Genomic DNA, 25218 nt, shown 5'->3' on the forward strand with positions numbered 1-25218 from the left:
CGACTGCCACGAGGGTGTTGCTGAACTGCGGGACTGGTTGGCGCCGAAGAGCCGGCAAGCCGCCAAGCCGTCGGATTCGCCTGCCGCCGGCGCATTCGCAGGGCGCACGTCGCGCTATGGGGCGCATAGGGCCGGCGCGCAACGCGCCGCGCCGGCCGCGCGCCCGTGTGCTCAGTGCGGCAACTGCACGGTGTGGCTGATGAGCGGCTCGTCGATCGGTTCCGGCGGCGGCAGCACGGGTTCGTCTGCGATCATTTTGCCGTGCTCCATCGAGATCTTGCGGTTGCACACGCGCGCGACCAGCGAGGGATCGTGCGACGCCACCACCAGCAGCGCCGCCTTTCCAACGAGGCCTTCCAGGCGCTCGGCCGCCTTCACGCTGAACTCGGCGTCGCCGACGCTGAGCCATTCGTCCATGATCAGGATGTCGGCTTCGACGCTCGTCGAGATCGCGAACGCGAGGCGCAGCATCATCCCGCTCGAATAGGTGCGCACCGGCAGATTCAGGTAGTCGCCGAGTTCGCTGAACTCGGCGATCTCGTCGATCTTGCTGCGGATGCGCGCGGGCTTCAGCCCGTCGAGAATGCCGCGCAGATAGATGTTTTCGAAGCCGGTCGCGTCGGGGTCGAGGCCCATCGACACGTCGAGCAGCGACGCGATCTTGCCCTGCACCTTCAACTCGCCGCGCACCGGCGCATAGACGCCCGACAGCGTGCGCAGCAGCGTCGTCTTGCCCGAGCCGTTGTGGCCGATCAGGCCGATGCGCTCGCCTTCGCTGAACGTGAAGCTCAGGTCGTCGATCGCGCGCACGACCGCATGGCGACCCGCGTCCTGGCCGATCCGGCCACCCGTCGTCAGATTGAGCACCGCCTTTTTCAGCGAGCGATGCGAGTTCTCGTAAATCGGAAATTCGACGGAGATGTTACGAGCGACAATCGATGAGGAACTCACAATATCAAAGCCAGTAAGGAACGCGATTACGGAAACGCTTCATCAGGATCTGCGCGAACGCGAATCCGACGATCAACAGACCAATCGACCACGCCCACGACTCCCAGTGGGTCGGGCGGCCGGTGAGCGGCGCGCGCACCGTTTCGATCAGGTGATACAGCGGGTTGTATTCGGCGACCCACGCGCGGTCCTTCAGGATTTCGGGCGACCACATGACCGGCGTGAAGAAGAACACGACCTGGATCAGGTTCGTGACGATCGGCGGAATATCGCGAAAGCGCGCGCACAGCACGCCGAGCGTGACGCCGAGCCACACGCCGTGCAGCAGCAGAATCACGAGCGAAAACGGCACCAGCAGGATTTCCCAGCCCTGCCAGTGGCCGAACACGAACAGCAGCACGACGACGACCGGCAGGCTATGCAGCAGGATCACGAAGTTGCGCCAGGCGATGCGGCATACGTGGACCGTCAGCGGCAGCCTGATCTGCTTGATCAGATAGGCCGAGCCGATGAAGGCCATGCAGCCTTCGTTGGCAACCGACGCCAGATACGCCCACACGACGAGACCCACCGCCAGATACGGCAGGTAGTCCGAGATTTCCTGGTTCAGCAGCGTCGAATACAACGCGCCGAGCACGACCACCATGATGATCGTGCTGAGCGTGAACCAGAACGGCCCGAGCACCGAGCGGCGATAGCGCTGCCGGATGTCGTGCCAGCCGAGCGTGCCCCAGACCCGCACCGCTTTCATGCCGACCAGCAGGTCGTCGCGCTCGTTGTGACGTGTCAGGTCTTCGGAGTCGTTGGTAAAACTGATATCCATCTCAAGTACGTCCGTAAATGTCTTCGAAGCGAACGATATCGTCTTCGCCCAGGTATTCGCCGCTTTGCACTTCGATCATCACGAGCTCGACGACGCCCGGATTTTCGAGGCGATGTTTGTGACCCGCCGGGATATAGGTCGACTCGTTGGTCGACACGAAGAATTCCTTCTCGCCGTTGACGACCTTCGCCATGCCGCTTACCACGACCCAATGCTCGTTGCGGTGATGATGCATCTGCAGGCTCAGGCTGGCGCCCGGCTTCACCTCGATGCGCTTGATCTTGAAACGCGGCCCCTCTTCGAGCACCGAGTACGTGCCCCACGGCCGATGCACGGTGCGATGTACCTTGTACGTCTCGTGGCCGCGCGACTTCAGTTCCGCGAAAATCTGTTTCACGTCCTGCGCGCGATCCCGGTGCGCGACGAGCAATGCATCCGGCGTGTCGATCACGATCAGGCTGTCGACGCCGACCGCGCCGATCAGACGCCCGGCACTGCGCAGATACGAGTTCTTCACGTCGACGAGCAGCGCCTCGCCTTCGACGCGGTTGCCGCTCGCATCGGCCGGCGACAGGTCGGACAGCGCGGTCCACGAACCGACGTCGGTCCAGCCGAGGTCGCAGCACACGACTGCCGCGTGCTCGCACTTCTCCATCACCGCGTAGTCGAACGACAACTCCGGCACCGCGCCGAAGCAGCCCGGCTCGAGACGCACCTGCGCGCCGCTCTTGCCTTCGGCGGACGGCGACTTGTCCATGCATTCGGCCGCGGCATCCAGAATGTCCGGACAATGCACGCGCATTTCCTTCAGGATCGTGCCCGCCGTGAAGCAGAACATGCCCGAGTTCCACACGAATCTGCCCGACGCCAGATACTCGCGGGCCTTTTCCAGCGATGGCTTCTCGACGAAGCGCACGACCCGCTCGCCATCGGCTTCGATATAGCCGTAGCCGGTTTCGGGCGCATCCGGATGCATGCCGAAGGTCACCACGTTGCCGGCCTGCGCAAGCGTCTGCGCACGCGCGACCGCCGCGGCAAACGCAGTTTGATCCGCGATCAGGTGATCGGCCGCGAGCACCAGCATCACCGTGTCTTCGCCATGCGCCTTCGCCGTGTGCAAGGCCGCCGTGGCAACCGCGGCGGCCGTGTTGCGGCCGAACGGTTCGAGAATGAACGAGGTCGCGATGTTCTTGCGGTTCACCTCGCGGAAATCGTCCTCGGTCTTGAAGAACAGCTCACGGTTGGTTACCGTGAGCACTTCCTTCACGCCGGGCAACGCGACCGCCCGCAGGAAGGCTTTCTGCAGCAGGCTTTCGCCGTCCGCGAGACGGATGAACGGCTTCGGGTGCGATTCGCGCGAGACCGGCCAAAGCCGCGATCCCGCTCCGCCGCACAGAATGATCGGTAACAAACTCACAGATCCCTCTCAATACCGTATTTTTTACGCGGCCACACTGGTTTTGCGTACGGTTGGAACACGTTGGCAATCTACTGCGCATAGAACGCGAAATCCGCGCCTGGAACGCGCTCACGTCGAGCGACATTCTACCGCCGCCCCCTTTCGCCATTGTCAGGGAACCATCGCTTCGATCGCGATATAGAAACTCGACGGCGTCATCGCGAGCGGCATGCGCGGCAGCTTCGCCGCATCGGAGCTTGGAAGCCCCCGCGTCGAAACCGCGACTTAGGTCCGCGCCGCCGGCGACTTCGGAAATCCGTCCGTCAAACACAGCTTCAGCGCGTCGCGCCAATGCGGCGCGGCCAGCCCGAACACGCGCGCCAGCTTGTCGTTCGACATTCTGGAATTGGCTGGGCGCTTGGCCGGCGTCGGGTAATCCGAGGCGGGAATCGGCAGCGTGTTCGGCTTGTTCGGCAAATCCGCGAGTTCGAAGATCGCCGACGCGAAGCCGTGCCACGACGTCGCGTCGCCCGCGCACAGGTGATAGATGCCCGAACGCTCGCTCCACCACTTCGCGCTGTCTTCGGCGGCGAAGGCTTGCGCGCACAGATGCGCGCTCAGCGTCGCGATCGTGTTGCACCAGGTGGGCGCGCCGATCTGGTCGGCGACCACCTTCAGCTCGGGGCGATCGGCGCCGAGCCGCAGCATCGTCAGCAGAAAGTTCTTGCCGCGCGTGCCGTATACCCAGCTCGTGCGCAATACCAGGTGATTCACGCCGCTCGCCGCGATCGCCTGCTCGCCCGCGAGCTTGCTGCGGCCGTAGACGTTCTGCGGATCGGTCGGATCGTCTTCGACGTATGCGCCTTCTTTCGTGCCGTTGAACACATAGTCGGTCGAATAGTGGATCAGCGCGGCGCCGGCCTTTTTCGCTTCCTCGGCGAGTACGCCCGGTGCTTCGCCGTTGATGCGCATCGCCAGATCGCGCTCTTCTTCGGCTTTGTCCACCGCGGTATAAGCGGCCGGATTGACGATCAGCGCGGGACGCACGTCGCGCACCACCGCGCGAATCTGATCGAGGTTCGACAGATCGAGCCGCGAGCGGTCGACCGCGACCACGTTGCCGAGCCCTTGCAGCGTGCGCGCGAGCTCATAGCCGACCTGGCCATTTACGCCGGTGACGAGAATCGTCCGTGTCGCGTCGTGTGCGCTCATGCGTTTCCCCTATGCGTAGACTTCGGCGTCGGCGAGACGCTTGCCCGCCGCATCCTTGGTCGCGAGCAGCGGCTCGAAGTCGATCGGCCATTCGATGCCGATCGACGGATCGTTCCATACGATGCTGCGCTCGTGCTCGGGAAACCAGTAGTCCGTGGTCTTGTAGAGGAACTGCGCGGACTCCGACAGCACGACGAAGCCGTGCGCGAAACCGGGCGGCACCCACAGCTGCCGGTGGTTTTCGACCGACAGCGTCACGCCGACCCACTTGCCGAAGTTCGGCGAACTCTTACGGATGTCGACGGCCACGTCGAATACCTCGCCCTCGACCACGCGCACGAGCTTGCCCTGCGCATGCTGGATCTGATAGTGCAGACCGCGCAGCACGCCGCGCGCCGAGCGCGAGTGATTGTCCTGCACGAACTCGACGCCCGGCTCGACCTTCTCGGCGAATTCGAGCGCATTGAAGCTTTCGAAGAAGAAGCCGCGCGCATCGCCGAACACCTTCGGCTCGATGATCTTGACTTCGGGCAGTGAGGTTGCGCTTACCTGGATGGCCATGCGACGTGATCCGTGAGAATGTTTTGCAGGTATTGCCCGTAGGCATTCTTCGCGAGCGGTTTGGCGAGCGCGAGCAGCTGCTCGCCGTCAATCCACTGACGCCGGTAGGCGATCTCTTCCGGACACGCGACCACCAGACCCTGGCGCTTCTGCAGCGTTGCGATGAAGGTCGCGGCTTCGATCAGCGAATCGTGCGTGCCGGTGTCGAGCCACGCATAACCGCGGCCCATGATCTCGACGTTGAGCGCCGCGTTCGCGAGGTAGCGCGAGTTCACGTCGGTGATTTCGAGCTCGCCGCGCGCGGACGGCTTGATGTCCGCGGCGATGTCGCACACCTGCTTGTCGTAGAAGTACAGACCCGTGACCGCGTAGTTCGAACGCGGCTTGGCGGGCTTTTCTTCGATCGACAGCGCGCGGAACTGCTTGTCGAATTCGACCACGCCGTAGCGCTCCGGGTCCTGCACGTGATATGCGAACACGGTGGCGCCTTCGGTCTGATCGTCCGCGCGTTCGAGCTGCTTCGCGAGATCGTGGCCGTAGAAGATGTTGTCGCCGAGAATCAGCGCCGACGGATCGTTGTTCACGAACTCGCGGCCGATGATGAACGCCTGCGCGAGCCCATCCGGCGACGGCTGCACCGCGTACTGGATGTTCATGCCCCACTGGCTGCCGTCGCCGAGCATCGCCTCGAAGCGCGGCGTGTCCTGCGGCGTGGAGATGATCAGCACGTCGCGAATACCCGCCACCATCAGCGTGGACAGCGGGTAGTAGATCATCGGCTTGTCGTACACCGGCAGCAGTTGCTTCGAGACGACATGCGTGATCGGATACAGGCGGGTGCCCGAACCGCCCGCGAGAATAATGCCTTTGCGCGCCATTGCCGTGCCTTTACGCGCGCTGCGCGTAGTTGGTCTCGACCCACTTCCGGTATTCGCCCGAAGCGACTTCGTCGACCCATTGCTGGTTGTCGAGATACCACCGGACCGTTTTGGCGAGCCCCGTCTCGAACGTTTCCGCCGGCTTCCAGCCGAGTTCGCGCTCGAGCTTGCGGGCGTCGATCGCGTAACGGCGGTCGTGGCCCGGACGATCCGTCACATAGGTGATCTGGTCGCGATACGAGCCCGCCGCCTTCGGACGCTGCTGGTCGAGCAGGTCGCACAGCGTGTGCACGACCTCGAGATTCTTCTTCTCGTTCCAGCCGCCGACGTTGTACGTCTCGCCCGGGGTGCCCCGCGCGAGCACTTCGCGGATTGCGCTGCAGTGGTCGCCGACGTACAGCCAGTCGCGCACGTTCTGCCCGTCGCCATACACCGGCAGCGGCTTGCCCCCGAGCGCGTTGGCGATCATCAGCGGAATGAGTTTTTCGGGGAACTGGTACGGACCGTAGTTGTTCGAGCAGTTGGTGGTCAGCACCGGCAGGCCATACGTGTGATGGTAGGCGCGCACGAGGTGATCCGAGCCGGCCTTGGTCGCCGAATAGGGGCTATTCGGCGCATAAGGCGTCGTTTCGGAGAACTGCGGATCGGTTGCGGACAGCGAGCCGAACACTTCGTCGGTCGACACGTGCAGGAAGCGGAACGCGGCGCGCTCCGCTTCATCCAGCGTATTCCAGTAGCTGCGCGTCGCTTCGAGCAACGTGAAGGTGCCGACCACGTTGGTCTGCACGAAATCGGCCGGACCGTGAATCGAGCGATCCACATGGCTCTCGGCCGCGAAATGCAGCACGGCGCGCGGCTTGTGTTCCGCCAATAGCGCATCGAGCGCGGCGCGATCACAGATGTCGACGCGCGCGAAAATGTGTTTGGAATTGCCCTGTAGCGACTTCAGCGTGCCCAGGTTGCCGGCGTAGGTCAGTTTGTCTACGTTGAGCACCGCTTCGTCCGACGCATTCAGCCAGTCGAGCACGAAATTAGCGCCGATGAAGCCGGCACCGCCCGTTACCAGGATCATTTAATTCCCTTGTCGATGTTAGTGACAGGCAGCGAAGAACTTGCGACCTGTTCACCCCGTGTGGTGTCTGTTTCTCTGGCCGACCGACGCGTCCCGCGGAGAGCGGACACTCAGACGCCAATTTTATGAAGCCCCAATTATAAAGCTGCCCAGTGCAAAAACTAGAACCCTAACAACTTGAAACAGCTTGACAGAATTCGTTGCCGCTGGCCTGCAAAATGGAGCCTTTCGGTGCGGTTACGCGCATTTTGACGCTTGTAATGATCTGCACGACATACTATGCGGTCCGGCACGCAAAGACTGGGAAACGAACAGGAAGAACGGGCAAAAGCGCCGCGAAAGGCCGCGAATGCAGACCATCAGAAGATTGCTCGCGCGAACGCGCTCAGGCCGCGAGCATCCAGCGCAGCGTATCGATGAACGGGATCGACTCGACCGCCGGCACCAGCGACTGCAATTTGGCGGGCGATCCGGCAAGCATCTTGACGTCCGTTTGCCGGACAAAGGCGGGATTGACCTGGACTGCGATGTCGTGACCGGTGAGTTCGCTCGCGGTCGTCAGGATCTCACGCAACGAATACGGCTTGCCGGTGCAGACGTTGACGATCTCGGCGGCGACATCGGAGTCGAGCAGCGCCTCGTACGCACTCGCCACATAGCGCACGTCGGAGAAGTCGCGCGCGATCTCGATATTGCCGAGTTCGATCGACGCCGCGCGACGTGCGAAGTGGCTGACGATCTTCGGCACGAGGAAGTTCACCGCCTGGCCGCGGCCGGTGTAGTTGAACGGCCGCACGATCAGGATCGGCAGACGGTCGAACCATGTGCGCACCAGCGCTTCCATTGCGGCCTTGCTGGCCGCGTAATGATTGACCGGCGTCAGCGCAAAGCTCTCGTCGATCGCGGCGCTGCTGACGTTGCCGTACACGTTCGCGCTGCTTGCGATCAGCAGCTTGCGCGGCACGTGGCCGATCGCGGCGCAGGCTTCCAGCAGATTCAGCGTGCCGATCACGTTGACGCGATAAAAGTCGAGCGGATCGTTGTGTCCCACGAAGCTGATCGCGGCCAGATGCACGATGTAATCGGGCCGCACGGCGTCGAGCACGCGCCGGCAGTCTTCCGGTGAGGTGATATCGAGCTTGACGCGTGTCGGCGTGTCGGGCTCGTCGCGGCCGGACACCGCTTCGATCACGGTGTGCCCACGCCCGATCAGCTTCTCGACCAGATAGCGGCCGGTAAAACCGTTCGCACCGGTGACGAGCGTGCGAAATGATTGCTTCGCGGCGGGAGACGACATGCTGGCTTCGTTCACGAGAGAGTCATCCTGTTGTTGTATTGGAATAGCGCGCGGTCCATAGCGCGATATCCGAACCGCAAACGGGCTATTATGTCACGCTAGCTTGCTGCTCTGCCCAGCGTGGCACGCGTCGTGCAACACCGCGCGTATCGAATCGATCCGATTTCCTCGATGACACCCCACAACGCTTCCAGTACGTCCGCTCCTCTCGCTCCTCTTGCTTTCGGCGATCTGCAAGGCTGCCGTGCGCCGTTTCAGCAACTGCTCGCGAAAGCCGCGCCGCCGGACGGCACGCCGCTGTGGTTCGCCGGCGATCTGATCAACCGCGGCCCCGACTCGCTCGACACATTGCGCGACGTCATCGCGTTCGGCGAGCGCGCGGTGCCGGTGCTCGGCAATCACGATCTGCATCTGCTGTCGGTGTCCGCGGGGATTCGCAAGTCGAAGAAAGGCGACACGATCGAAGACATCCTCGCCGCGCCCGATGCCGCCGATCTGCTCGATTGGATCCGCCACCGGCCTCTCGCGCATTTCGACAACGGCATGCTGATGGTGCACGCGGGCGTGCTGCCGCAATGGGATACGACGCTGACGCTGGAACTCGCCGACGAATTGCAGCGCGCGCTGCGTGCGCCGAACTGGAAAGAAACGCTTGCCGGCCTGTACGGCAACGAGCCGAACCGCTGGAAGCCGGGCCTGAAGGGAATCGAGCGTCTGCGCGTGACGTGCAGCGCGTTGACGCGCATGCGCTTTTGCAGCGCCGATGGGGTGATGGATTTCAGCAGCAGCGGCACGCTCGCATCCACGCCGAGCGGCTGCATGCCATGGTTCGACGTGCCGTCGCGCCAGACCGCCGACGTGACCGTCGTGTTCGGTCATTGGGCCGCGCTCGGCCTGATGCTGCGTGACAACCTGATCGGCCTCGACTCGGGTTGCGTGTGGGGGCAGAAGCTGTCGGCGGTACGGCTCGCGCGAAATCCTGCGGAGCGTACGTTGACGCAGGTCGATTGCGATTCGTGCGGTGTGCCGCGCGGGGGCAATTAAACGGAAGCCGGCGACGCTGCCCGGCAGCGCCGCCGCTCAGGCCGAGCGGCGCGGCTGATCGACGGGCTCGATCAGCGTTTGCGGCGTCTCGGCGGCGTCGCTCGACGACGCGGCAGCTACCACGTCGCCTTCTTGCGCGACCGTCCCCGCCACTGCGTTGCCGGCCTGCATGTCCCGCAACGCGTTCGCCACCACGTTCTGAGCCTGCGCCGCGAGCACCCGCCGGTCAGCGTTCGGTGCGAGCGGTGCGCCGACATAGACGTGAGCGGTTAGCGGACCGCCACGCAACAGCATGTCGAGCGAGTCGGACAACGACACGTCGTCGATATACGCGGGTGCGGTCGACTGCCGGCCCTGCGCATCCTCGTACATGATGCACAGCGGCTGCACCGGCACACCGGCCGACACCGCCGCCTGAAACATGTTCGCGTGAAACGGCAGCAACTCGAGCCCGTTCGACGTGGTGCCTTCGGGGAACACGCACATCAGTTCACCCGCACTGAGGCGATCGGCGAGTTCGTGCATGATCCGCTTCGCGTCGCTGCGCTTCTCGCGCTGGATGAACACCGTGTCGAGCTGCTGCGCGAGCCAGCCGACCACCGGCCATTGCCGGATCTCCGCCTTCGACACGAACGGCGTCGGCCGCCACGCGTTGATCACGTAGATGTCGATCCACGAGATGTGATTGGCGACGACGAGCGCGCCACGATCGAGCCGCACCGCATCGTTATGCACGACAAGGCGCATGCCGCACAGCCGCAGCATCTTCAGCGACCACGCGCGATTGAGCGCGTGACGCCGCTCGGCGCTCGCGTTCGGAAAGCGCGTCGCGACGGTCCACATGCCGTGCAGCAGATGCGTGATGAGACGGATCTTGCGTAACGCGAGCTTCATGGGCGGGGCCTTCCTTGACTGGACCGAGTCGATGCCGCTCAGCGCTGCTCGTACGCGAGCTGACCCGACACGACGGTCGCGCGCACCTGCGCCGGCAGCTCGTAGCCGAGGAACGGCGTGTTGTGCCCCTGGCTCTTCAGCGCGCGCGGCTCGACGCGCCAGTGAGCATGACGGTCGAACACGCAGAGGTCGGCCACCGCGCCGACCGCGATGCGGCCAGCCGCTTCGAGGCCGAGCACCTGCGCCGGCGCCGCGGTGATGCGATTGAGCGCGCTCGCGAGCGGCACGCCCGCTTCGTCGGCCCACTTGACCGTCAGCGACAGGAACAGTTCGAGGCCGGTTGCGCCGGGCGTCGCTTCGGCGAACGGCAGCAGCTTTTCGTCGTCGTCGACCGGCGTGTGCGCCGAGCAGATCGCGTCGATCGTGCCGTCGACGAGGCCTGCGCGGATCGCTTCGCGATCGCGCTGCTGACGCAGCGGCGGATCGAGCCGGAACTGCGCGTCGAAATAGCCGATGTCGAGGTCGATCAGATGCACGTGGTTCACGGTGACGTCGCACGACACGGGCAGGCCTTCGGCTTTTGCCGCGCGCACGAGCGCGACGCCCGCCGCCGACGACACATGCGACACATGCACGCGCGCGCCGGTCACGCGCACGAGTTCGAAGATCGTATGCAGCGCGATCGTTTCGGCAGACACCGGCACGCCCGACAAACCGAGCCGCGACGCCAGCGCTCCGCTCGCGGCGACGCCGCCCTTGCCGAGGTACGCATCGACGGGACGCAGCCACACGGTGAAGCCATAGGTCTTCGCGTATTGCAGCGCGCGCATCAGCACCTGGGTATCGACGATCGGCGTATCGGCCTGCGAGAAGCCGACGCAGCCCGCCTCGGTCAGCTGGACCATCTCGGTGATGACCTGCCCCTTCAGACCGACCGTCAGCGCGCCGAGCGGATACACGTGCGCCTTGTTCAGATTGCGCGCGCGGAACTTCAGCATTTCGACGAGGCCCGGTTCGTCGAGCGTCGGATCGGTGTCCGGCGGACATACGAGGCTCGTCACGCCGCCCGCGAGCGCCGCGGCCATTTCCGAGCCGAGCGTCGCCTTGTGCTCGTAGCCCGGCTCGCGCAAACGCGCGCACAGGTCGACGAGACCCGGCGCGATCGACAGACCCTGGGCGTTGAGCGTGCGCTCCGCCTGGAAGCCGGCCGGCGCCTGGCCGAGAGCGGCGACCTTGCCCGCCTCGATAAAAATATCCTGCTGCTGTTCGGTGCCCGCTGCCGGATCGATCAGCGTGCCGCCTTGAATATGAATCTTCATGCGCTGCCTTTGTTAAACCTGTGGTTCAGCCTGTGCTTCGGCTTCCTGATGAGTCGCCGCTTAATCGTTATTGCCCGCGACGATCCCCATCACCGCCATGCGCACCGCGATACCGAACGTCACCTGATTCAGGATCACCGATTGCGGGCCGTCCGCGACCTGCGAGTCGATCTCGACGCCACGGTTCATCGGACCGGGGTGCATCACGATCGCATCCGGGGCGGCGAGCGCGAGACGCTCGGGCGTCAGCCCCCAGCTCTTGAAGTACTCCTGCGACGACGGCAGCAACGCGCCGCTCATGCGTTCGTTCTGCAGGCGCAGCATGATGATGACGTCGACGTCCTTCAGCCCTTCGTCGAGGTTGTGGAACACGCGCACGCCCATCTGTTCGAGGCCGCCCGGCAGCAGCGTGCGCGGACCGATCGCGCGCACTTCGGGCACGCCGAGCGTGGTCAGCGCATGAATGTCCGAGCGCGCGACGCGCGAATGCAGGATGTCGCCGACGATCGCCACGCGCAGCTTCGTGAAGTCTTTCTTGTAGTGGCGGATCGTGTACATGTCGAGCAGACCCTGCGTCGGGTGCGCGTGACGGCCGTCGCCGGCGTTGATCACGTGCACGTGCGGCGCGCAATGCTGCGCGATCAGGAACGGCGCGCCGCTCGACGCATGACGCACGACGAACAGATCCGCGTGCATCGCCGACAGGTTGTTGATCGTGTCGAGCAGCGATTCGCCCTTGCTCGTCGACGACGCGTTGATGTTCAGATTCAGCACGTCGGCCGACAGCCGCGTGGCCGCGATCTCGAACGTGGTACGGGTGCGCGTCGAGTTCTCGAAGAACAGGTTGAACACCGACTTGCCGCGCAACAGCGGCACCTTCTTCACTTCGCGATCAGTCACGCTGACGAACTGGTCGGCGGTCTCGAGAATGTGATTGACGATGGCCTTCGGCAGCCCCTCGATCGACAACAAATGTTTGAGCTCGCCGTTTTTCGTGAGCTGCGGGTTGCCCTTCAGGAAGCCGTAGCGGAAGCGCTCGGATGCGCTGGCGGAGGAATCCTGCGGAGCCTGGGTGGCGGTGTTCATGATGTACCTGCTTCAAATACGGACTGCAACGTGATCGAGAACGCGGCGCGTTGCTCGCGCAAGTTTCAATCGACGCGTGCTTCAGTGTGAAAAGAGAACCGCTGGCCGCCCGCGCCGTCGTCTTCGTGGTCCAGCACGAGCGTCGCGTCGGCCGGCACGTCGACCACGCCGCCGACGAAGCGCGCCGCCACCGGCAACTCGCGTCCGCCGCGATCGGCGAGCACCGCGAGTTCGACCGACGCCGGCCGGCCATAGTCATACAACTCGTTCACCGCCGCGCGAATCGTGCGGCCGGTGTACAGCACGTCGTCGACCAGCACGATGCGGCTGGCATCGACCGCGAACGGCAGCGAGGTCGGGCTCGCCTGCGCGTGCAGCCCTTTCTTCGCATAGTCGTCGCGATGCAGCGCGACGTTCACCACGCCGAAGCTCGGCAGGTTCAGGTCGCGCGCGAGCCGCTCGGCGAGCCATGCGCCGCCGCTATGGATACCCGCGAGCACCGCCGCCTGGGCGCCGTCGTGCGCTGCAGCGAGCTGGTCGCCATAGGCCGCGCGAATCTGGTCGAGCAACGCGCGATACAGCGCTTCGGCGTCAATGGAACTCATGATCGTCGGAAAGTCCGTCAAGATATTGCTGGAGGATGATGCTCGCGGCTTCGGCATCGAGCATGTCGGCGCGGGCGTTGCCGGCGCGGATTTGCGCCTCGGCCTCGACCGACGAGTAGCGCTCGTCGACCCACGTGACCGGCAGATTGAAGCGGCCGTTCAGCTGGTTGCCGAAGCGCTTCGCGAGCTGCGTGCGCTCGTGCGGTGTGCCGTCGGGGTGGATCGGCAGGCCGATCACCAGTGCATCGGGCTTCCATTCGGCGATCAGCTTGCCGAGCGCTTCGAAACGGTACTCCTTGCTACGGTTCTGCACGACGACGAGCGGCCGCGCGCGGCGCGTCAGCGAATTGCCGACCGCCACGCCGATGCGTTTCACGCCGTAGTCGAACGCAAGCAGCGTCGCCTCACGTCCGGCCAGCAGATTCATGCGCGGCCCCTCATGCGTGCCCAGCCTCGCCCGACAGCATCGACAGCGACACGCCGAGCAGCGCGAGCGCCGCTTCGAGACGATCTTCGGCCGGCACGTCGAAGACGATCTTCGGATCGGCCTCGACCGTCAGCCAGCCGTTCTTCGAGATTTCGTCTTCGAGCTGACCGGCGCCCCAGCCGGCGTGGCCGAGCGTCAGCAGGAAACGCTCCGGACCGTTGCCGCTCGCGACGGCCTCGAGCACGTCTTTCGAGGTGGTCATTTCGAGCCCGCCCGGCACCGACATCGACGACGTGTACGCGCTGCCGCCTTTCGGATCGTGCAGCACGAAGCCGCGCTCGGTTTGCACCGGGCCGCCGAAATACACGGGAACATGGAGAAGAGGTTCGATCTCGAGCTTCAGATCGATGCGATTGAAGAGCGCTTCCAGGTCGATATCGGTCGGCCGGTTGATCACGAGGCCGAGCGCGCCGCGCTCACTGTGATCGCAAAGGTAGACCACCGTTCCTGAAAACGTCGGATCGGCCATGTTCGGCATGGCGATCAGGAACTGGTTGGTCAGATTGATGCGATCGGTACTCTTGGACATAGTTCGGATTTTAGCAAAGACGATGCGCGATGGCGGGCTGCTTTGAGCATTGCAACGCGTTGGGTTGCACGCTACGTGCGGCGTCATCGACGCCGGATCAAGTTCCACTCTATCACGCGCGCGACTCGCGCCATGCCGCGATCAGGCGCCGAAACACCGCGTAGAACGGCAGGTTCGGCGCGTGTCGCGAAGTAGCGGGATTGTGACTCGTCAAAATGGGTTTCAGCGGATTCGGCGCGCGTCGGTCGAGGCGTTGCGGACGCAATTCGCGCGCCACGTCGCGCGTTTGGTTCGGCCTGGCTTGCGCTTCACGCGCCGCCCTGCTCGATCGCGCGCGTGAGCGCGGTGAGCGCCGCCTGCGTGAAGCTGCCGCCGGCCGGCCCAACGCCCGCAGCGACCTTGTGCAGCGACGCGCGCAACGCCTCGGCGGCCTGCTCGAGCGTGTCGGCCGCCGGCGCGCCGACGATCACGTGTACGCGCACCGCCGGCGTCGCGACGGCCGCATGCGCACGACGCCGCCATGCGAGCCCGAGCGCATCGGCGAGCAGCGCCACGTGACCGAGACCGAGCGCGCAGGCGGCCGAGCCGAGCCGGTAGGCGGCGTCGCCCGCCTGCAGTGCTTCGCTCGGGTCGGCTTTCTCCGGCTGATCGGCCGCGCGGGCATGCGCGGCGAGCGCCTCGATCGACGCTTCGGCGGTCTGCAGGAAATCTTCGTACGCGTTCGCGTTGACACTCAGCACGCCGAGATCGCGCGTGTGCGGCAGCGACTGCGCCTCGAGCGCGCGCGCCTCCCACAGCGCTTCCGACGACTGCGTGCCGGCGACGTGCCAGTCGACGGTCAAGCCGTAATCGTGCAGCACCTCGACCTGATCGGCGTCCTGGGCGGCCGCGCCGAACAGCGCGTAGTCGCGCCACAGCAGCGCGAGCGTCGCGCGCACCAGCGAACGGGGCGCGCGCTCGATGCCGCGCGCGTGATCGGCGAGCGCCAGGTTGCAGCGCGCGTAAAAGCGCCGTGCCTCGATATCGCGAATTGCGTGGCCGCGCGCGCGCAGCGCCTTCGCGCAGGCGCGCGCGAGCCGCCAGAAGTCGTAGGGATCGGGGCCGGCGAGTTCGGTGAACACGGCGTCGAGCTCGTCGAGCGCGGCGTTCGTGACCGCAAGCGCCACCGCGCTACCCGTGTCGGCCTGCGAGCGCAGCACCGGCAGCAGAGCGCGCTCGTAGCGCGCCCGCAGATGTGCCAGCTGATCGGCCGATTGAGCGTGCAGCGACGCCGGGGGCACCGGCCGCGCGCACAGCGCGAGCTCTTCGAACGCGACGGCGGAGCCCGGCGTGGGTTCGACGAGTTGCGCGCACAGCTCGCGGTAATGGTTGAACAGCGTCGGCGAGCAGCTGAGCTCGCGCAGATTGTGACGTTCGAGCGCCGCGCGGAAGTCGCGCAGCGCCGCACCGAACACCGGCCGGGCGCTTTGCGCTTCGGCCGACTCGTCGCTCGCGAGCGGCGAGAGCCGCACCAGCGCGTCGGCGAAACGCTGCGCGCTGAGCCAGCCCGCGGTGCGCAAGGCATGCGACGCACGCAGCAGCGCGGCACCGCTCTCGTGGCGCTGCTCGAACGCCAGCGACGCCTCGGCGAGCGCCAGTTCCGCCGGGCGGACCGCGCCGCCGCGCGGGTTCGGCAGTGCATCGATGGAAACGGGTGCTGCGGATCGAAGAGTCATGGGCAGGCGACACGAAGCTGACGGCGCCGTCGCTTCGCGCCGCGTGCCGAGTGAGCGGCCACCGCGCGAACCGGCGACAGGACAATGACAGACTACCGTTGCGACACGACGCGTCCGGCGATGTTCCGCGCCAGCGCGCTCAGACAGGCGCCGGGCGCGCCGGACGCATCAAGCGAATGCAGCAATTGTGCGGTGGCGACACCGCTCACTTTCGGGATTGAAGCTCAGGGTTCAGGTTCGGGACCGAACCTCGCGACACCGTTTTGGGGCCGAAGCTTCCGGGGCTTGCCGTGCTTCAGATTTGGACCATTTCGAAGTCTTCCTTGCGCGCTCCGCACTCGGGACACGTCCAGTTGATGGGCACGTCTTCCCAGCGCGTGCCCGGCGCAATGCCTTCGTCGGGCAAGCCGGCCTCTTCGTCGTAAATCCAGCCGCAAATCAGGCACATCCAGCTTTGATATTCCATTCTTTTGTCGCGTCGTTGAGTCCGTGGAAACGGGAGCCATGATGGTACCGTGTTGGCGCCCCCATGCCTAGCAATCGAAAACGCGCAACCGTAACGTGGACCGGCCTTCGGCGGGGCGCCCGCGCGCCGTGCCAGCGCCGCTTGCGGCGTCTTGCCACGCGTTGGGCGGGCGCCAGCGACACGGTAGGGCGGGCCCTCGGGCAAGCCGCGCGAAAAAACGCCCTGTCAACGGTTTAGGCCGCATAATTGAGCCAATTGCGCACTGTGCGCCGAAATCCTGCTTTTCTTATCCATTTTCATGCCCAGCGACACGCCTCCGATCGTCCTCACCTTCGGCCTCTCCGATCCCACCGGCGGCTCCGGCCTGCAGGCGGACCTGATGACACTTGCCAGCATGGGCTGCCACGGCGTATCCGTGCTCACGGGCTATACCGTGCGCGACTCGGCGAGCTGCGATGAAGTCACCGGCCTCGACCCTGACATCGTCGCGACGCAGGCGCGCATGCTGCTCGAGGACATGCCGATCGCCGCCTTCAAGGTCGGCGCGTGCACGCGCGCCGAGGTGGTCAGCGCGATCGCGGAAGTGGTTGCCGACTACGACGATGTCCCGCTGATCCTCGCCCCGGACTTCACTCTCGACGACGAACACGTGCTCGCCGCCGACGAACTGCGCGAAGCGATCGCCGATCTGCTCGCCCCGCAAACCACGCTGCTGGTCGCCGACTCGTCGACGCTGCTCGCGCTTGCGCAGCCCGACGGTGACGCGGAGGCGCCGAGCCTCGACGCCGCGATCTCGCATCTGCTGTCGCAGGGCTGCGAGTACATTCTGTCGACCGAAACCGGCACGCACCGGCTCGTCAACACGCTCTTCAGCGAGGACGGCCAGTTGCGTCAGGACTTGTGGGACCGTGCGCCCCATCGGCTGACGGGCCTGACCGATACGCTTGGCGCGGCGATCGCCGCGCTGCTCGCCAACGGCCAGGAGCCCGCGGAAGCGGTGCGCGAAAGCCAGGAGTATCTGTATCAGGCGGTGCGCAATGCGTTCCGGCCCGGCATGGGGGCGTACATGCCCGATCGTTTCTTCTGGGCACGCAGCAGCGACGACGACGAAACCCCGCCGGCCCAAGGCAAGGGCGCAGCGCCCGGGGAAGCGCGACACTGACCTCGTGATTCATCGGTAATCGACTAGAAACCCGCTATCAGGCGGGTTTTTTCATTCAGTGCGTCTTTCGCGCCAATGTAACCAGACGTGTTCCTGCGTAATTAAACGTTACAACGTCAATGACAACGTTTGTCTAGACTTTACGCATCCCTGACAGCCATATGTCCCCACATGTCTTTTCCGACCTTTTTTATCCATCCACCGAAATGCGGCGGTTCGACCGTTATTTCGTGCTTTGATTTGAACAAAGGTAATGATCAATTCATTAGCTTTGTTTGGGATCAGGATGGGTGGCGAAACTGTCGCGCGAAGCTTCTCGAGACGCAAGTCGGCGGTGGACATCATCCGTTTGGGATTCATCGGGTGATGAAACATCCAGTCAACTACTGCACGATCCTGCGCGATCCGCTCGCGCGCCACATCTCTCACTACCGGTATGCCGCGAACGGCAAGAACGGCCAAATCATGCGCGGGGTCAGCGTGTCGACGCCGGAGGCTATGGCGCTTCAAGGCGTGCTATCGCTCGACGAGTGGGTCAGCGAATCGCTCGGCGGCCGGAACCTGTTCGTGCAGATGCTGAGCGGCGAACCGGCGGTCAACGAAGCGTCCCTCGCCGTCGCGCAAATCCATTTGCGCGAACATATCGGTACCGTCGGCCTCTGCGAGGACATGAGCGAATTCTTACTGCGGTTATGCGGTTCGACCGGAATGAAATTACCGTTCTGCTTCGAAGCGAACCGCATTAATGGCAAACCGAATAGCACAGCACTGCTGAGCGAAGCAGCAAGACAGAAATTTATCGATGACAATAGTCTTGATTACGAGCTGTTTCGCGATGCCAATCGCATCGTCGAAGCTTATGCGAAAAAATCGGGCAGCGTCTTTTCGAATGCACTCGAATTGGTCCGCGTGATCCAGGCAGAAATAGATCAGCTCGAGAATCCGCACATTTATAGCGCAACGGTTCTGGGCATCGACGGCTCATTCTTGTCGCGCGTGCATGAGGTGATCCGCCGCTTCGATCTGACGCCGATCGATACTTATCTGGAGTTCGCGCAAAGCCAGCGGCGTCCGCCGGCCGACCTGTTCGACGGCTTCGTCGACACGGTGGGGGACGGTGTAGTGCGCGGCTGGGCCGTCAACTTGAGCAGGCCAGAGCGGCAAGTGCCGCTCGAAGTGCGGATCGGCGCGCAGATCGTCGCAACTGGCCTCAGCGGCGAGCCGCGGCCCGATGTGGCAAGCGCCGGCTATCCGAGTTCGAACAGCGGATTTTCGATTGCGCTGCCAGACGGCATCCCAGAAGGCTTTTGCGTTACGATCGCGGATTCCACGGAACGCCTGCACAACGCTGGCACGTGGCGACAAGGCTGGCACTGCGAGTGAGCCAAAGGAGACAGGAGAACTTATACATGAAAGAGCCGCCCATCTTCGTGCAACGCTTCACCGGCAAGATCGCGGCGCAGGACCGCATGCGCATATTCGATCAGACGCCCGCCACGATATGGCTGACCGGCCTGTCCGGCGCCGGTAAATCCACACTGGCGTTCGCGCTCGAAGAGCGGCTAATCGCTCTCGGTCATGCCTGCTATGTGCTCGACGGCGATAACATCCGCCACGGTCTGGCGAGCGACCTGGGCTTCGAGCGGGACGACCGGCGCGAAAACATCCGCCGCGTCGCGCACGTCGCCCAGTTGATGAACGATGCGGGTTTGATCGTGATTACCGCGCTGATTTCACCGCTACGCGAAGACCGCGCAATGGCGCGCGAGATCATCGGAGCCGACAAGTTCGTCGAAACCTACGTGTCCGCCTCGCTCGCCACGTGCGCAAGCCGCGATCCCAAAGGTCTTTACGCGAAAGCGAGGTCTGGCGAGATTAGTTCGTTCACCGGTGTATCAGCGCCCTATGAAGCACCGATCGATCCAGACCTGCACGTCGAAACCGGAACGCTGAGCCCCGCGCAAAGCGTCGCGCAGATTTTCCACTACCTGCACGAAAAGTGTCTCGCAAGATCGGCTCACCGTACGGCTCACGTCGCGGGCGCCTGATCCGGACAAAGGGCGTCCGGAAGCGCTTGCTGGCCGCCACATCAGCGCCGGCTCCAAACGAAAAAACCCGCCTGAGCGGGTTTTTTCGTTTGAGGAAACGCCTCGCGGCGCACTCCCCACATGATCTTCCAAGCGGGCCTCGTCCGTGATCCAGACGCGCGGCAGTTCAACCACGCGGCCGGACCACGAGGCCCGAGCGGAATTACATGTCCATGCCCATGCCGCCCATGCCGCCGGGCATGCCGCCAGGCATCGGAGCATCTTCCTTCGGCAGTTCGCAGACAGCTGCGTCGGTCGTCAGCAGCAGGCCAGCAACCGAAGCTGCGTTTTGCAGCGCCGTGCGCGTCACCTTCGTCGGGTCCACGACACCTGCGTCAACCAGGTCGACGTACTCGCCGGTCGCTGCGTTGTAGCCGTAGTTGCCCTTGCCAGCAGCAACCGCTGCCACGACGACGCTCGCTTCTTCGCCACCGTTGGTGACGATCTGGCGCAGCGGCTCTTCCATTGCACGCAGAACGATCTTGATACCTGCGTCCTGATCGGCGTTTGCGCCCTTCAGGCCAGCGATCGCCGTACGCGCACGGATCAGCGCGACGCCGCCACCAGCGACGATGCCTTCTTCCACAGCTGCGCGCGTTGCGTGCAGTGCGTCTTCGACACGTGCCTTCTTTTCCTTCATTTCGACTTCGGTCGCAGCACCGACCTTGATCACTGCAACGCCGCCTGCCAGCTTGGCAACGCGTTCTTGCAGCTTTTCACGGTCATAGTCCGAGGTCGCTTCTTCGATCTGCTTGCGCACTTGCTTGACGCGAGCTTCGATGTTCGCTGCTTCGCCAGCGCCGTCGATGATCGTGGTGTTTTCCTTGCCCACTTCGATACGCTTCGCCTGGCCCAGTTCAGCCAGCGTTGCCTTCTCGAGCGTGAGGCCGGTTTCTTCTGCGATGACCTGGCCGCCGGTCAGGATCGCGATGTCTTCCAGCATCGCCTTACGACGATCGCCGAAGCCCGGTGCCTTGACAGCAACGGTCTTCAGGATGCCGCGGATGTTGTTGACGACCAGCGTTGCGAGCGCTTCGCCTTCCACGTCTTCAGCGATGATCAGCAGCGGACGGCCAGCCTTCGCGACTTGTTCAAGAACCGGCAGCAGATCACGGATGTTCGACACCTTCTTGTCGTGCAGCAGCACGAACGGGTTGTCGAGCACGGCAACTTGCTTGTCCGGGTTGTTGATGAAGTACGGCGACAGGTAGCCGCGGTCGAATTGCATACCTTCGACGACGTCCAGCTCATCTTGCAGCGACTTGCCGTCTTCGACGGTAATCACGCCTTCCTTGCCGACCTTGTCCATTGCTTCAGCGATGCGCTCGCCGATCGACGAATCGCTGTTCGCCGAGATCGCGCCAACCTGGGCGATTTCCTTGTTGGTCGTGCACGGCTTGCTGATCTTGCGCAGTTCTTCGATTGCGGCTGCAACGGCCTTGTCGATGCCGCGCTTCAGGTCCATCGGGTTCATGCCCGATGCGACGTACTTCATGCCTTCGCGGACGATCGATTGCGCGAGAACCGTAGCGGTCGTCGTGCCGTCGCCTGCGTTGTCGCTGGTCTTGGAAGCGACTTCCTTGACCATTTGCGCGCCCATGTTCTGGAGCTTGTCTTTCAGTTCGATCTCTTTTGCGACCGACACACCGTCCTTGGTGACCGTCGGGCCGCCGAAGCTGCGCTCGAGGACCACGTTGCGGCCCTTCGGACCCAGCGTGACCTTCACGGCGTTGGCGAGAATGTTCACGCCTTCGACCATCTTGGCACGGGCGGAATCACCGAATACGACGTCTTTAGCTGCCATCTTCTAACTCCTTGAATACTTTGGATATAACCGGAAGTAGCGACTTTGCGCTTACTTCTGCACCACGGCCATGATGTCTTCTTCGCGCATCACCAGCAGTTCGTTGCCGTCGACCTTGACGGTCTGGCCTGCGTACTTGCCGAACAGGACGCGGTCGCCGACCTTCACGTCGAGGGCGATCGCTGCGCCCTTGTCGTCGCGCTTGCCCGGGCCGACTGCGAGGATTTCACCTTGATCCGGCTTTTCCGCTGCGGCTTCGGGGATCACGATGCCCGACGCGGTCTTGGTTTCCTGATCCAGACGCTTGACGATCACGCGATCATGCAAAGGACGAAGGTTCATACATACTCCTCTCTGATTGAGACTGAAGAACGCTGAGAAAACCCGGCTGGACGAGCCAACCGGAGATGTTGTTAGCACTCTCGTGCAGCGAGTGCTAATTATATGGACGCGTAGTGACAAATTCAAGAAGTAGGGAGCAGCGGCGCTGCGGGCGAGGTTTTGCACGACCGTCGCGGTGCCGGCGCGCCGGCGCAATCATGCGTCTGAGCTGCGAACCCGAGCAAAAACAAATACTTGCGACGAGATTTACGGCTTGTCGCCGCACGGCGAAGGGGCGCTATCGCAGACAGACAGCAGCCACGCACCGTACTCGATACCGTCGGATCTGCGATTTCCAGGGAAAACCCCCGTCCGATCGAGCATGGTTCGACTCACTTCTGCGCAGGCGGGCGCAACGCGTTACCAGCCATCCACTTGAGCCGTTCGTAATTGACCTTGATACGCGCCGCGAATTCCTTCGGGTCTCGCTCGCGTGGTGCGTTCATCTGGCTATTGGTGTCGTCGGCGCGATGCCAGCCCGCGTCCCAGTGCTGATCGAAATCGGTCGCTCCGGTCAGCACTTTCGGAGCCGCTCCTTATAGGCGCCGATGCGCTCGGGCGACACGCCGCAAAACGCCTGCGCGAAACTCGCCCGCTCGCCCGCCGTCTCTGCGCTCATGTTGGCGTCGCTCGCGCCGCTCGCGAGCGGCGCGGCCAGCGACAGCATCGACAAACAAAGCGCAGCGCAAAGCGGTCGATAGCGATACGATGGATTCTTCATCTTCGACTCCTGACGATCCTTCGTGGCGACCAGGGATTGTCCCGATCTTCAACGCCGCCTCGCCGATTGTGTCTTGATTGCACTGCACGATGGCGTTTTCGCGCGCTATTCGATGCATCGCGCGGCCAAGCCGCGGTGCTACGCTCGTCAAAGCGGCATTTGCGACGTGCCCTTCCGGGGAGCCGTGGCACGAGCACCGCAACGCCACGGCCTATCGGCAGGCCGCGACAGAAGCACGAGCGCCAGACATCGACAACAAGCTCGAACACGACACGAAATCAAACACAAAAAGGCGAGACATCGCTGCGGGAGTGACTGCGATGGCATTCAAAACATATACCGTACTGACGCTATTGGTGACGAGCACTGCCGCGTTCGCGTGGCGGCCAGTCACCTATCCGATCCGAAGTCAGAGCCCTTACGAGCGCAGCATCGATAACGCGATGTGCTACGCCGAGGCGAACCGCGTGACCGGGGTCAACATGGCCCACGAGTCGCAGATTCCGCCGCGTCATCCGCCGGCGGCCAAAGGTGCGTCGACCGGCGTACCGTCGAAACCCCCGCTTCCCCCCAGTTCCTTCTCGGCCACGCCGCTGCCGTGGAACGCGAGCGCGCCAGAAGCCGCGAGCGCGCCGCTCGCCGGCGCGCAGGCGCCTGGCGGCGCAGCGTCGGCGAAGCCCGTGAACGAAGCCGCGAACGGCGCTAGCGCGCCAGGGGCACCGGCCACCGCGACGGCGAACGCACCGCCGAGCGCATCGGCGGCGACACCGGGCGCGAGCGCGGCAGCCGGCGCGTCGGATGGAGCGGGCGCTTCGACGCAGGCCAACGCGGCGTCGAACGTGAAGCTGCCGCCGCTGCCCGCGCCCGAGCCTCCGATGACCCGCTATTGGGCCGCCTACGGCGCGTGCATGCAGGCGCGCGGTTACGTCGTCCAGTAGTTCGGCCGACGCCGCCTGCGAGCGTCGTCGCATTCATTCTTTTTAATGGCGCCGACCTTCGGCGCCAGTGGAGCGACACGGCCATGCCGCGCGACTCGACTTCCGACCAGCCATTTTTCCATCACTGCGCATACTGCGGCGTGCCGCTGCCGGGCCGCTTTTCGCCGTGTCCCGCATGCCATGCGCTGCCGATCGATTCGTTCGATACGAACGACAAGCCCGGCGAGCGCACCGCGCGATCCCGGGCGCTGAGTACATCGCGCGCGCAACTCGACCCGCTGCCAGCGGCCGCGAGCTTGCCCGCGGACCGCGCCTCGCGGCGCTCCGCGCAAACGAAGATGAGTCCCTACGAATTGCTCGACGAGGCCACGTTCGAGCCGGGCGGACGTCGACGGCGGCACCCGCTTGCGCTAACCGCGGCCGCGCTCGCGACGCTCGGCGCCGTGTATATCGGCTTCGTTCTTCTCGACGACGATGCGAGCGTCGACACGCCAGTGACGGTCTTCGGCACAGTGCACCCGGACACGCCTGGGCAAGTCCCCGCGCAGAGCGTTGCGCGGAATGCGGCGCCGTCGGTTGCCGCGGCGCCGACGCCCGCGTCGATCGTCGCGCAAGCGCCGCGTCCCGTGATCGTCGCGCGGCAGCAACCGGCGAATGTGAGCGCGCCTGTCGCGTCATCGGCGTCGCAGGTCGTGGCGACCGCGCCTGCCGTGGCGCGCTCGTCACCGCCGGCCGTGGCGGCCACGCCGAATGTCGCGCCATCCTCGTCGCCCGTCGTTGCGACCGCGCCCACCTTGGCGCGGTCGTCACCGCCAGTCGTGGCCACCACCTCGACCGTCGCACCATCCTCATCGCCCGTCGTGGCGACCGCGCCAACCGTAACGCGCTCGGCGCCGACCGCCGTGGCGACCACGCCGACCGTAGCTCGCGCAGCACCGCCCGTCGTCGCGTCCGCGTCTACCATGACGCTCTCGTCACCGCCCGTCGTGGCGACCGCGCCGACCGTCACGCCATTCTCACCGCCCGTCGTCGCGTCCGCGCCAACCGTGGCGCATTCGTCACCGCCAGCCGTAGCGCATTCGTCACCGCCAGCCGTGGCGACCGCACCCGTCCCGGCCCGACCGTCACCGTCAGTCGTTGCGACCACGCCGGCCGTCGTGCCATCGTCTCCACTCATCGTCACGACCGCACCCACCGCAGCGCCAACCACGAAATCGGGCGCGGGCGTCGCCGCGCCCACGCCGCGCGGTACTGCGGTCACGTCGATCAACACCAACCACAGCAGCAACACCGACACGTTGGCCGCCCCGCTCACGCTGGCCGACAAACAGCGCGCCGACGCCGAGCGCAATCTGAAAGCCGCGCGCGGCTATCTGCAACGAGGCAATCTGTCGGCGACCAAAGCGCGCCTCGCCGCGGCCATCACCGCGCAGCCCGACAATCGCGACGCGCGCCGCATGCGCGCCCAGGTCAGCACGCTAGAGCAGCAACGGGACGCGTTGCTGAGTCTCGCGCGCGGCTGTAGCAACGTCGGACGTTGGGAGTGCGCGTCGCACAACGCCAACGAAGCGTTGCGGATCGATTCGAGCAGCAAGGACGCGCAGCGCCTCGTCTCGCTCGCGTCGCACGAATCGGCGTGGCAGACCATCCCGCCGTCGGCGTGGCAGACCGTGGAGCCGCCGGCGGAAGAGTCGCACGCATTGCGCGATCTGCTGCGCCACCACTGAGCTAAGGATTGCGAGGGATCTCGCCAGATGGCGGCACGAGCATGCCGCCAATCACGCCTG

At 64.5% G+C, this 25218-nt stretch carries 27 protein-coding genes; 6 read left to right on the top strand and 21 right to left on the bottom strand.

Annotated elements, in window-relative coordinates:
* Positions 1–171 precede the first annotated feature (171 nt).
* The 8 genes from QFZ91_RS11990 to QFZ91_RS12025 form a co-directional block, all read right to left on the bottom strand.
* Positions 172–951 carry an ABC transporter ATP-binding protein gene (locus QFZ91_RS11990; RefSeq protein WP_429567364.1) on the bottom strand — a complete coding sequence of 260 codons (780 nt, stop codon included), beginning with the start codon at positions 949–951 and terminating at the stop codon, positions 172–174.
* 4 nt (positions 952–955) lie between these two features.
* Complete coding sequence (locus QFZ91_RS11995) at positions 956–1774, bottom strand: ABC transporter permease (RefSeq protein ID WP_176109395.1); 819 nt, start codon at positions 1772–1774, stop codon at positions 956–958.
* A gap of 1 nt (position 1775) precedes the next feature.
* Positions 1776–3191, bottom strand: a complete 1416-nt coding sequence (locus QFZ91_RS12000) for a mannose-1-phosphate guanylyltransferase/mannose-6-phosphate isomerase (RefSeq protein ID WP_176122583.1) — start codon at positions 3189–3191, stop codon at positions 1776–1778.
* Positions 3192–3458: 267 nt separating this feature from the next.
* On the bottom strand, positions 3459–4385 hold the full coding sequence (rfbD, locus tag QFZ91_RS12005; RefSeq protein ID WP_429567365.1) for a dTDP-4-dehydrorhamnose reductase: 927 nt from the start codon (positions 4383–4385) through the stop codon (positions 3459–3461).
* 9 nt (positions 4386–4394) lie between these two features.
* A complete protein-coding gene (gene rfbC, locus QFZ91_RS12010; protein ID WP_429567366.1) occupies positions 4395–4946 on the bottom strand; it encodes a dTDP-4-dehydrorhamnose 3,5-epimerase in 552 nt (183 codons plus the stop codon).
* A complete protein-coding gene (gene rfbA / locus QFZ91_RS12015) occupies positions 4931–5824 on the bottom strand; it encodes a glucose-1-phosphate thymidylyltransferase RfbA (RefSeq protein WP_013088602.1) in 894 nt (297 codons plus the stop codon). The genes rfbC and rfbA overlap by 16 nt, the downstream gene beginning before the upstream one ends.
* Positions 5825–5834: 10 nt before the next feature.
* Entirely contained in the window at positions 5835–6896 is a 1062-nt protein-coding gene (gene rfbB / locus QFZ91_RS12020) for a dTDP-glucose 4,6-dehydratase (RefSeq protein WP_429567367.1), read from the bottom strand.
* 385 nt (positions 6897–7281) lie between these two features.
* A complete protein-coding gene (locus tag QFZ91_RS12025) occupies positions 7282–8193 on the bottom strand; it encodes a GDP-mannose 4,6-dehydratase (RefSeq protein ID WP_429567368.1) in 912 nt (303 codons plus the stop codon).
* 171 nt (positions 8194–8364) lie between these two features.
* Between QFZ91_RS12025 and QFZ91_RS12030 the strand changes: the two genes are divergently transcribed.
* Entirely contained in the window at positions 8365–9237 is an 873-nt protein-coding gene (locus QFZ91_RS12030) for a symmetrical bis(5'-nucleosyl)-tetraphosphatase (RefSeq protein WP_429567369.1), read from the top strand.
* Positions 9238–9273: 36 nt separating this feature from the next.
* Here the strand turns inward: QFZ91_RS12030 and QFZ91_RS12035 are convergent, their stop codons facing one another.
* From QFZ91_RS12035 to QFZ91_RS12070, 8 genes are all read right to left on the bottom strand, one after another.
* On the bottom strand, positions 9274–10131 hold the full coding sequence (locus QFZ91_RS12035) for a lysophospholipid acyltransferase family protein (RefSeq protein WP_176379113.1): 858 nt from the start codon (positions 10129–10131) through the stop codon (positions 9274–9276).
* Positions 10132–10169: 38 nt separating this feature from the next.
* The gene (locus QFZ91_RS12040) at positions 10170–11450 is read right to left on the bottom strand and encodes a dihydroorotase (protein ID WP_429567370.1); all 1281 of its coding nucleotides are present in this window, start codon (positions 11448–11450) and stop codon (positions 10170–10172) included.
* A gap of 60 nt (positions 11451–11510) precedes the next feature.
* Complete coding sequence (locus QFZ91_RS12045; RefSeq protein WP_008920711.1) at positions 11511–12536, bottom strand: aspartate carbamoyltransferase catalytic subunit; 1026 nt, start codon at positions 12534–12536, stop codon at positions 11511–11513.
* A gap of 65 nt (positions 12537–12601) precedes the next feature.
* A complete protein-coding gene (gene pyrR / locus QFZ91_RS12050; RefSeq protein ID WP_429567371.1) occupies positions 12602–13141 on the bottom strand; it encodes a bifunctional pyr operon transcriptional regulator/uracil phosphoribosyltransferase PyrR in 540 nt (179 codons plus the stop codon).
* Positions 13128–13568 carry a Holliday junction resolvase RuvX gene (gene ruvX, locus QFZ91_RS12055; protein ID WP_429567372.1) on the bottom strand — a complete coding sequence of 147 codons (441 nt, stop codon included), beginning with the start codon at positions 13566–13568 and terminating at the stop codon, positions 13128–13130. The genes pyrR and ruvX overlap by 14 nt, the downstream gene beginning before the upstream one ends.
* A gap of 10 nt (positions 13569–13578) precedes the next feature.
* Positions 13579–14157, bottom strand: coding sequence for a YqgE/AlgH family protein (locus QFZ91_RS12060; protein ID WP_013088593.1), 579 nt, complete (start codon positions 14155–14157; stop codon positions 13579–13581).
* Positions 14158–14465: 308 nt separating this feature from the next.
* On the bottom strand, positions 14466–15872 hold the full coding sequence (locus QFZ91_RS12065) for a hypothetical protein (RefSeq protein WP_429567373.1): 1407 nt from the start codon (positions 15870–15872) through the stop codon (positions 14466–14468).
* A gap of 295 nt (positions 15873–16167) precedes the next feature.
* Positions 16168–16338: a rubredoxin gene (locus QFZ91_RS12070; RefSeq protein WP_006047743.1), complete on the bottom strand. Its 171-nt coding sequence runs from the start codon at positions 16336–16338 to the stop codon at positions 16168–16170.
* A 298-nt stretch (positions 16339–16636) separates the two neighbouring features.
* Here QFZ91_RS12070 and QFZ91_RS12075 point away from each other — a divergent pair, with 298 nt between their 5' ends.
* The 3 genes from QFZ91_RS12075 (at position 16637) to cysC (ending at position 19548) form a co-directional block, all read left to right on the top strand.
* A complete protein-coding gene (locus QFZ91_RS12075) occupies positions 16637–17500 on the top strand; it encodes a hydroxymethylpyrimidine/phosphomethylpyrimidine kinase (protein ID WP_176122572.1) in 864 nt (287 codons plus the stop codon).
* Positions 17501–17671: 171 nt separating this feature from the next.
* Positions 17672–18883 (top strand): chondroitin 4-O-sulfotransferase, encoded by a 1212-nt coding sequence (locus QFZ91_RS12080; protein ID WP_429568630.1) that lies wholly within the window; start codon positions 17672–17674, stop codon positions 18881–18883.
* Positions 18884–18909: 26 nt separating this feature from the next.
* Positions 18910–19548: an adenylyl-sulfate kinase gene (gene cysC, locus QFZ91_RS12085; protein ID WP_429567374.1), complete on the top strand. Its 639-nt coding sequence runs from the start codon at positions 18910–18912 to the stop codon at positions 19546–19548.
* A 202-nt stretch (positions 19549–19750) separates the two neighbouring features.
* Here the strand turns inward: cysC and groL are convergent, their stop codons facing one another.
* The 4 genes from groL to QFZ91_RS12105 all read right to left on the bottom strand — a co-directional run bounded on the left by groL (position 19751) and on the right by QFZ91_RS12105 (position 22493).
* Positions 19751–21391, bottom strand: a complete 1641-nt coding sequence (gene groL / locus QFZ91_RS12090) for a chaperonin GroEL (RefSeq protein ID WP_013088588.1) — start codon at positions 21389–21391, stop codon at positions 19751–19753.
* Positions 21392–21442: 51 nt separating this feature from the next.
* A complete protein-coding gene (gene groES, locus QFZ91_RS12095; protein WP_008923887.1) occupies positions 21443–21733 on the bottom strand; it encodes a co-chaperone GroES in 291 nt (96 codons plus the stop codon).
* Between the two features lie 371 nt (positions 21734–22104).
* Complete coding sequence (locus QFZ91_RS12100; RefSeq protein ID WP_429567375.1) at positions 22105–22293, bottom strand: hypothetical protein; 189 nt, start codon at positions 22291–22293, stop codon at positions 22105–22107.
* The gene (locus QFZ91_RS12105; protein WP_429567376.1) at positions 22287–22493 is read right to left on the bottom strand and encodes a hypothetical protein; all 207 of its coding nucleotides are present in this window, start codon (positions 22491–22493) and stop codon (positions 22287–22289) included. The genes QFZ91_RS12100 and QFZ91_RS12105 overlap by 7 nt, the downstream gene beginning before the upstream one ends.
* 320 nt (positions 22494–22813) lie before the next feature.
* On the opposite strand from QFZ91_RS12105, the gene QFZ91_RS12110 reads away from it, so the two are divergent.
* Positions 22814–23431 (top strand): hypothetical protein, encoded by a 618-nt coding sequence (locus tag QFZ91_RS12110; protein WP_429567377.1) that lies wholly within the window; start codon positions 22814–22816, stop codon positions 23429–23431.
* A gap of 346 nt (positions 23432–23777) precedes the next feature.
* On the opposite strand, the gene QFZ91_RS12115 is transcribed toward QFZ91_RS12110, so the two are convergent.
* A complete protein-coding gene (locus QFZ91_RS12115) occupies positions 23778–24728 on the bottom strand; it encodes a hypothetical protein (protein ID WP_429567378.1) in 951 nt (316 codons plus the stop codon).
* A 1-nt stretch (position 24729) separates the two neighbouring features.
* Here QFZ91_RS12115 and QFZ91_RS12120 point away from each other — a divergent pair, with 1 nt between their 5' ends.
* Complete coding sequence (locus QFZ91_RS12120; protein ID WP_429567379.1) at positions 24730–25158, top strand: hypothetical protein; 429 nt, start codon at positions 24730–24732, stop codon at positions 25156–25158.
* The last annotated feature ends 60 nt before the right edge of the window (positions 25159–25218 follow it).

Origin of the sequence: Paraburkholderia sp. JPY419 (assembly GCF_050435705.1) — a bacterium.
In the GTDB taxonomy this organism is placed as follows: Bacteria; Pseudomonadota; Gammaproteobacteria; order Burkholderiales; family Burkholderiaceae; genus Paraburkholderia; species Paraburkholderia youngii.

Bases quoted from the DNA above. Each gene is read 5' to 3' on its own strand.
- cysC (WP_429567374.1), top strand. From the start codon at position 18,910: ATGAAAGAGCCGCCCATCTTCGTGCAACGCTTCACCGGCAAGATCGCG.
- QFZ91_RS12070 (WP_006047743.1), bottom strand. From the start codon at position 16,338: ATGGAATATCAAAGCTGGATGTGCCTGATTTGCGGCTGGATTTACGAC.
- QFZ91_RS12035 (WP_176379113.1), bottom strand. From the start codon at position 10,131: ATGAAGCTCGCGTTACGCAAGATCCGTCTCATCACGCATCTGCTGCAC.
- QFZ91_RS12075 (WP_176122572.1), top strand. From the start codon at position 16,637: ATGCCCAGCGACACGCCTCCGATCGTCCTCACCTTCGGCCTCTCCGAT.
- QFZ91_RS12030 (WP_429567369.1), top strand. From the start codon at position 8,365: ATGACACCCCACAACGCTTCCAGTACGTCCGCTCCTCTCGCTCCTCTT.
- rfbB (WP_429567367.1), bottom strand. From the start codon at position 6,896: ATGATCCTGGTAACGGGCGGTGCCGGCTTCATCGGCGCTAATTTCGTG.
- rfbA (WP_013088602.1), bottom strand. From the start codon at position 5,824: ATGGCGCGCAAAGGCATTATTCTCGCGGGCGGTTCGGGCACCCGCCTG.
- QFZ91_RS12025 (WP_429567368.1), bottom strand. From the start codon at position 8,193: ATGTCGTCTCCCGCCGCGAAGCAATCATTTCGCACGCTCGTCACCGGT.
- rfbD (WP_429567365.1), bottom strand. From the start codon at position 4,385: ATGAGCGCACACGACGCGACACGGACGATTCTCGTCACCGGCGTAAAT.
- QFZ91_RS12045 (WP_008920711.1), bottom strand. From the start codon at position 12,536: ATGAACACCGCCACCCAGGCTCCGCAGGATTCCTCCGCCAGCGCATCC.
- QFZ91_RS12060 (WP_013088593.1), bottom strand. From the start codon at position 14,157: ATGTCCAAGAGTACCGATCGCATCAATCTGACCAACCAGTTCCTGATC.
- QFZ91_RS11995 (WP_176109395.1), bottom strand. From the start codon at position 1,774: ATGGATATCAGTTTTACCAACGACTCCGAAGACCTGACACGTCACAAC.
- QFZ91_RS12105 (WP_429567376.1), bottom strand. From the start codon at position 22,493: ATGAAGAATCCATCGTATCGCTATCGACCGCTTTGCGCTGCGCTTTGT.
- ruvX (WP_429567372.1), bottom strand. From the start codon at position 13,568: ATGAATCTGCTGGCCGGACGTGAGGCGACGCTGCTTGCGTTCGACTAC.
- groES (WP_008923887.1), bottom strand. From the start codon at position 21,733: ATGAACCTTCGTCCTTTGCATGATCGCGTGATCGTCAAGCGTCTGGAT.
- pyrR (WP_429567371.1), bottom strand. From the start codon at position 13,141: ATGAGTTCCATTGACGCCGAAGCGCTGTATCGCGCGTTGCTCGACCAG.
- QFZ91_RS12110 (WP_429567377.1), top strand. From the start codon at position 22,814: ATGGCATTCAAAACATATACCGTACTGACGCTATTGGTGACGAGCACT.
- groL (WP_013088588.1), bottom strand. From the start codon at position 21,391: ATGGCAGCTAAAGACGTCGTATTCGGTGATTCCGCCCGTGCCAAGATG.
- QFZ91_RS12080 (WP_429568630.1), top strand. From the start codon at position 17,672: ATGTCTTTTCCGACCTTTTTTATCCATCCACCGAAATGCGGCGGTTCG.
- rfbC (WP_429567366.1), bottom strand. From the start codon at position 4,946: ATGGCCATCCAGGTAAGCGCAACCTCACTGCCCGAAGTCAAGATCATC.
- QFZ91_RS12065 (WP_429567373.1), bottom strand. From the start codon at position 15,872: ATGACTCTTCGATCCGCAGCACCCGTTTCCATCGATGCACTGCCGAAC.
- QFZ91_RS12040 (WP_429567370.1), bottom strand. From the start codon at position 11,450: ATGAAGATTCATATTCAAGGCGGCACGCTGATCGATCCGGCAGCGGGC.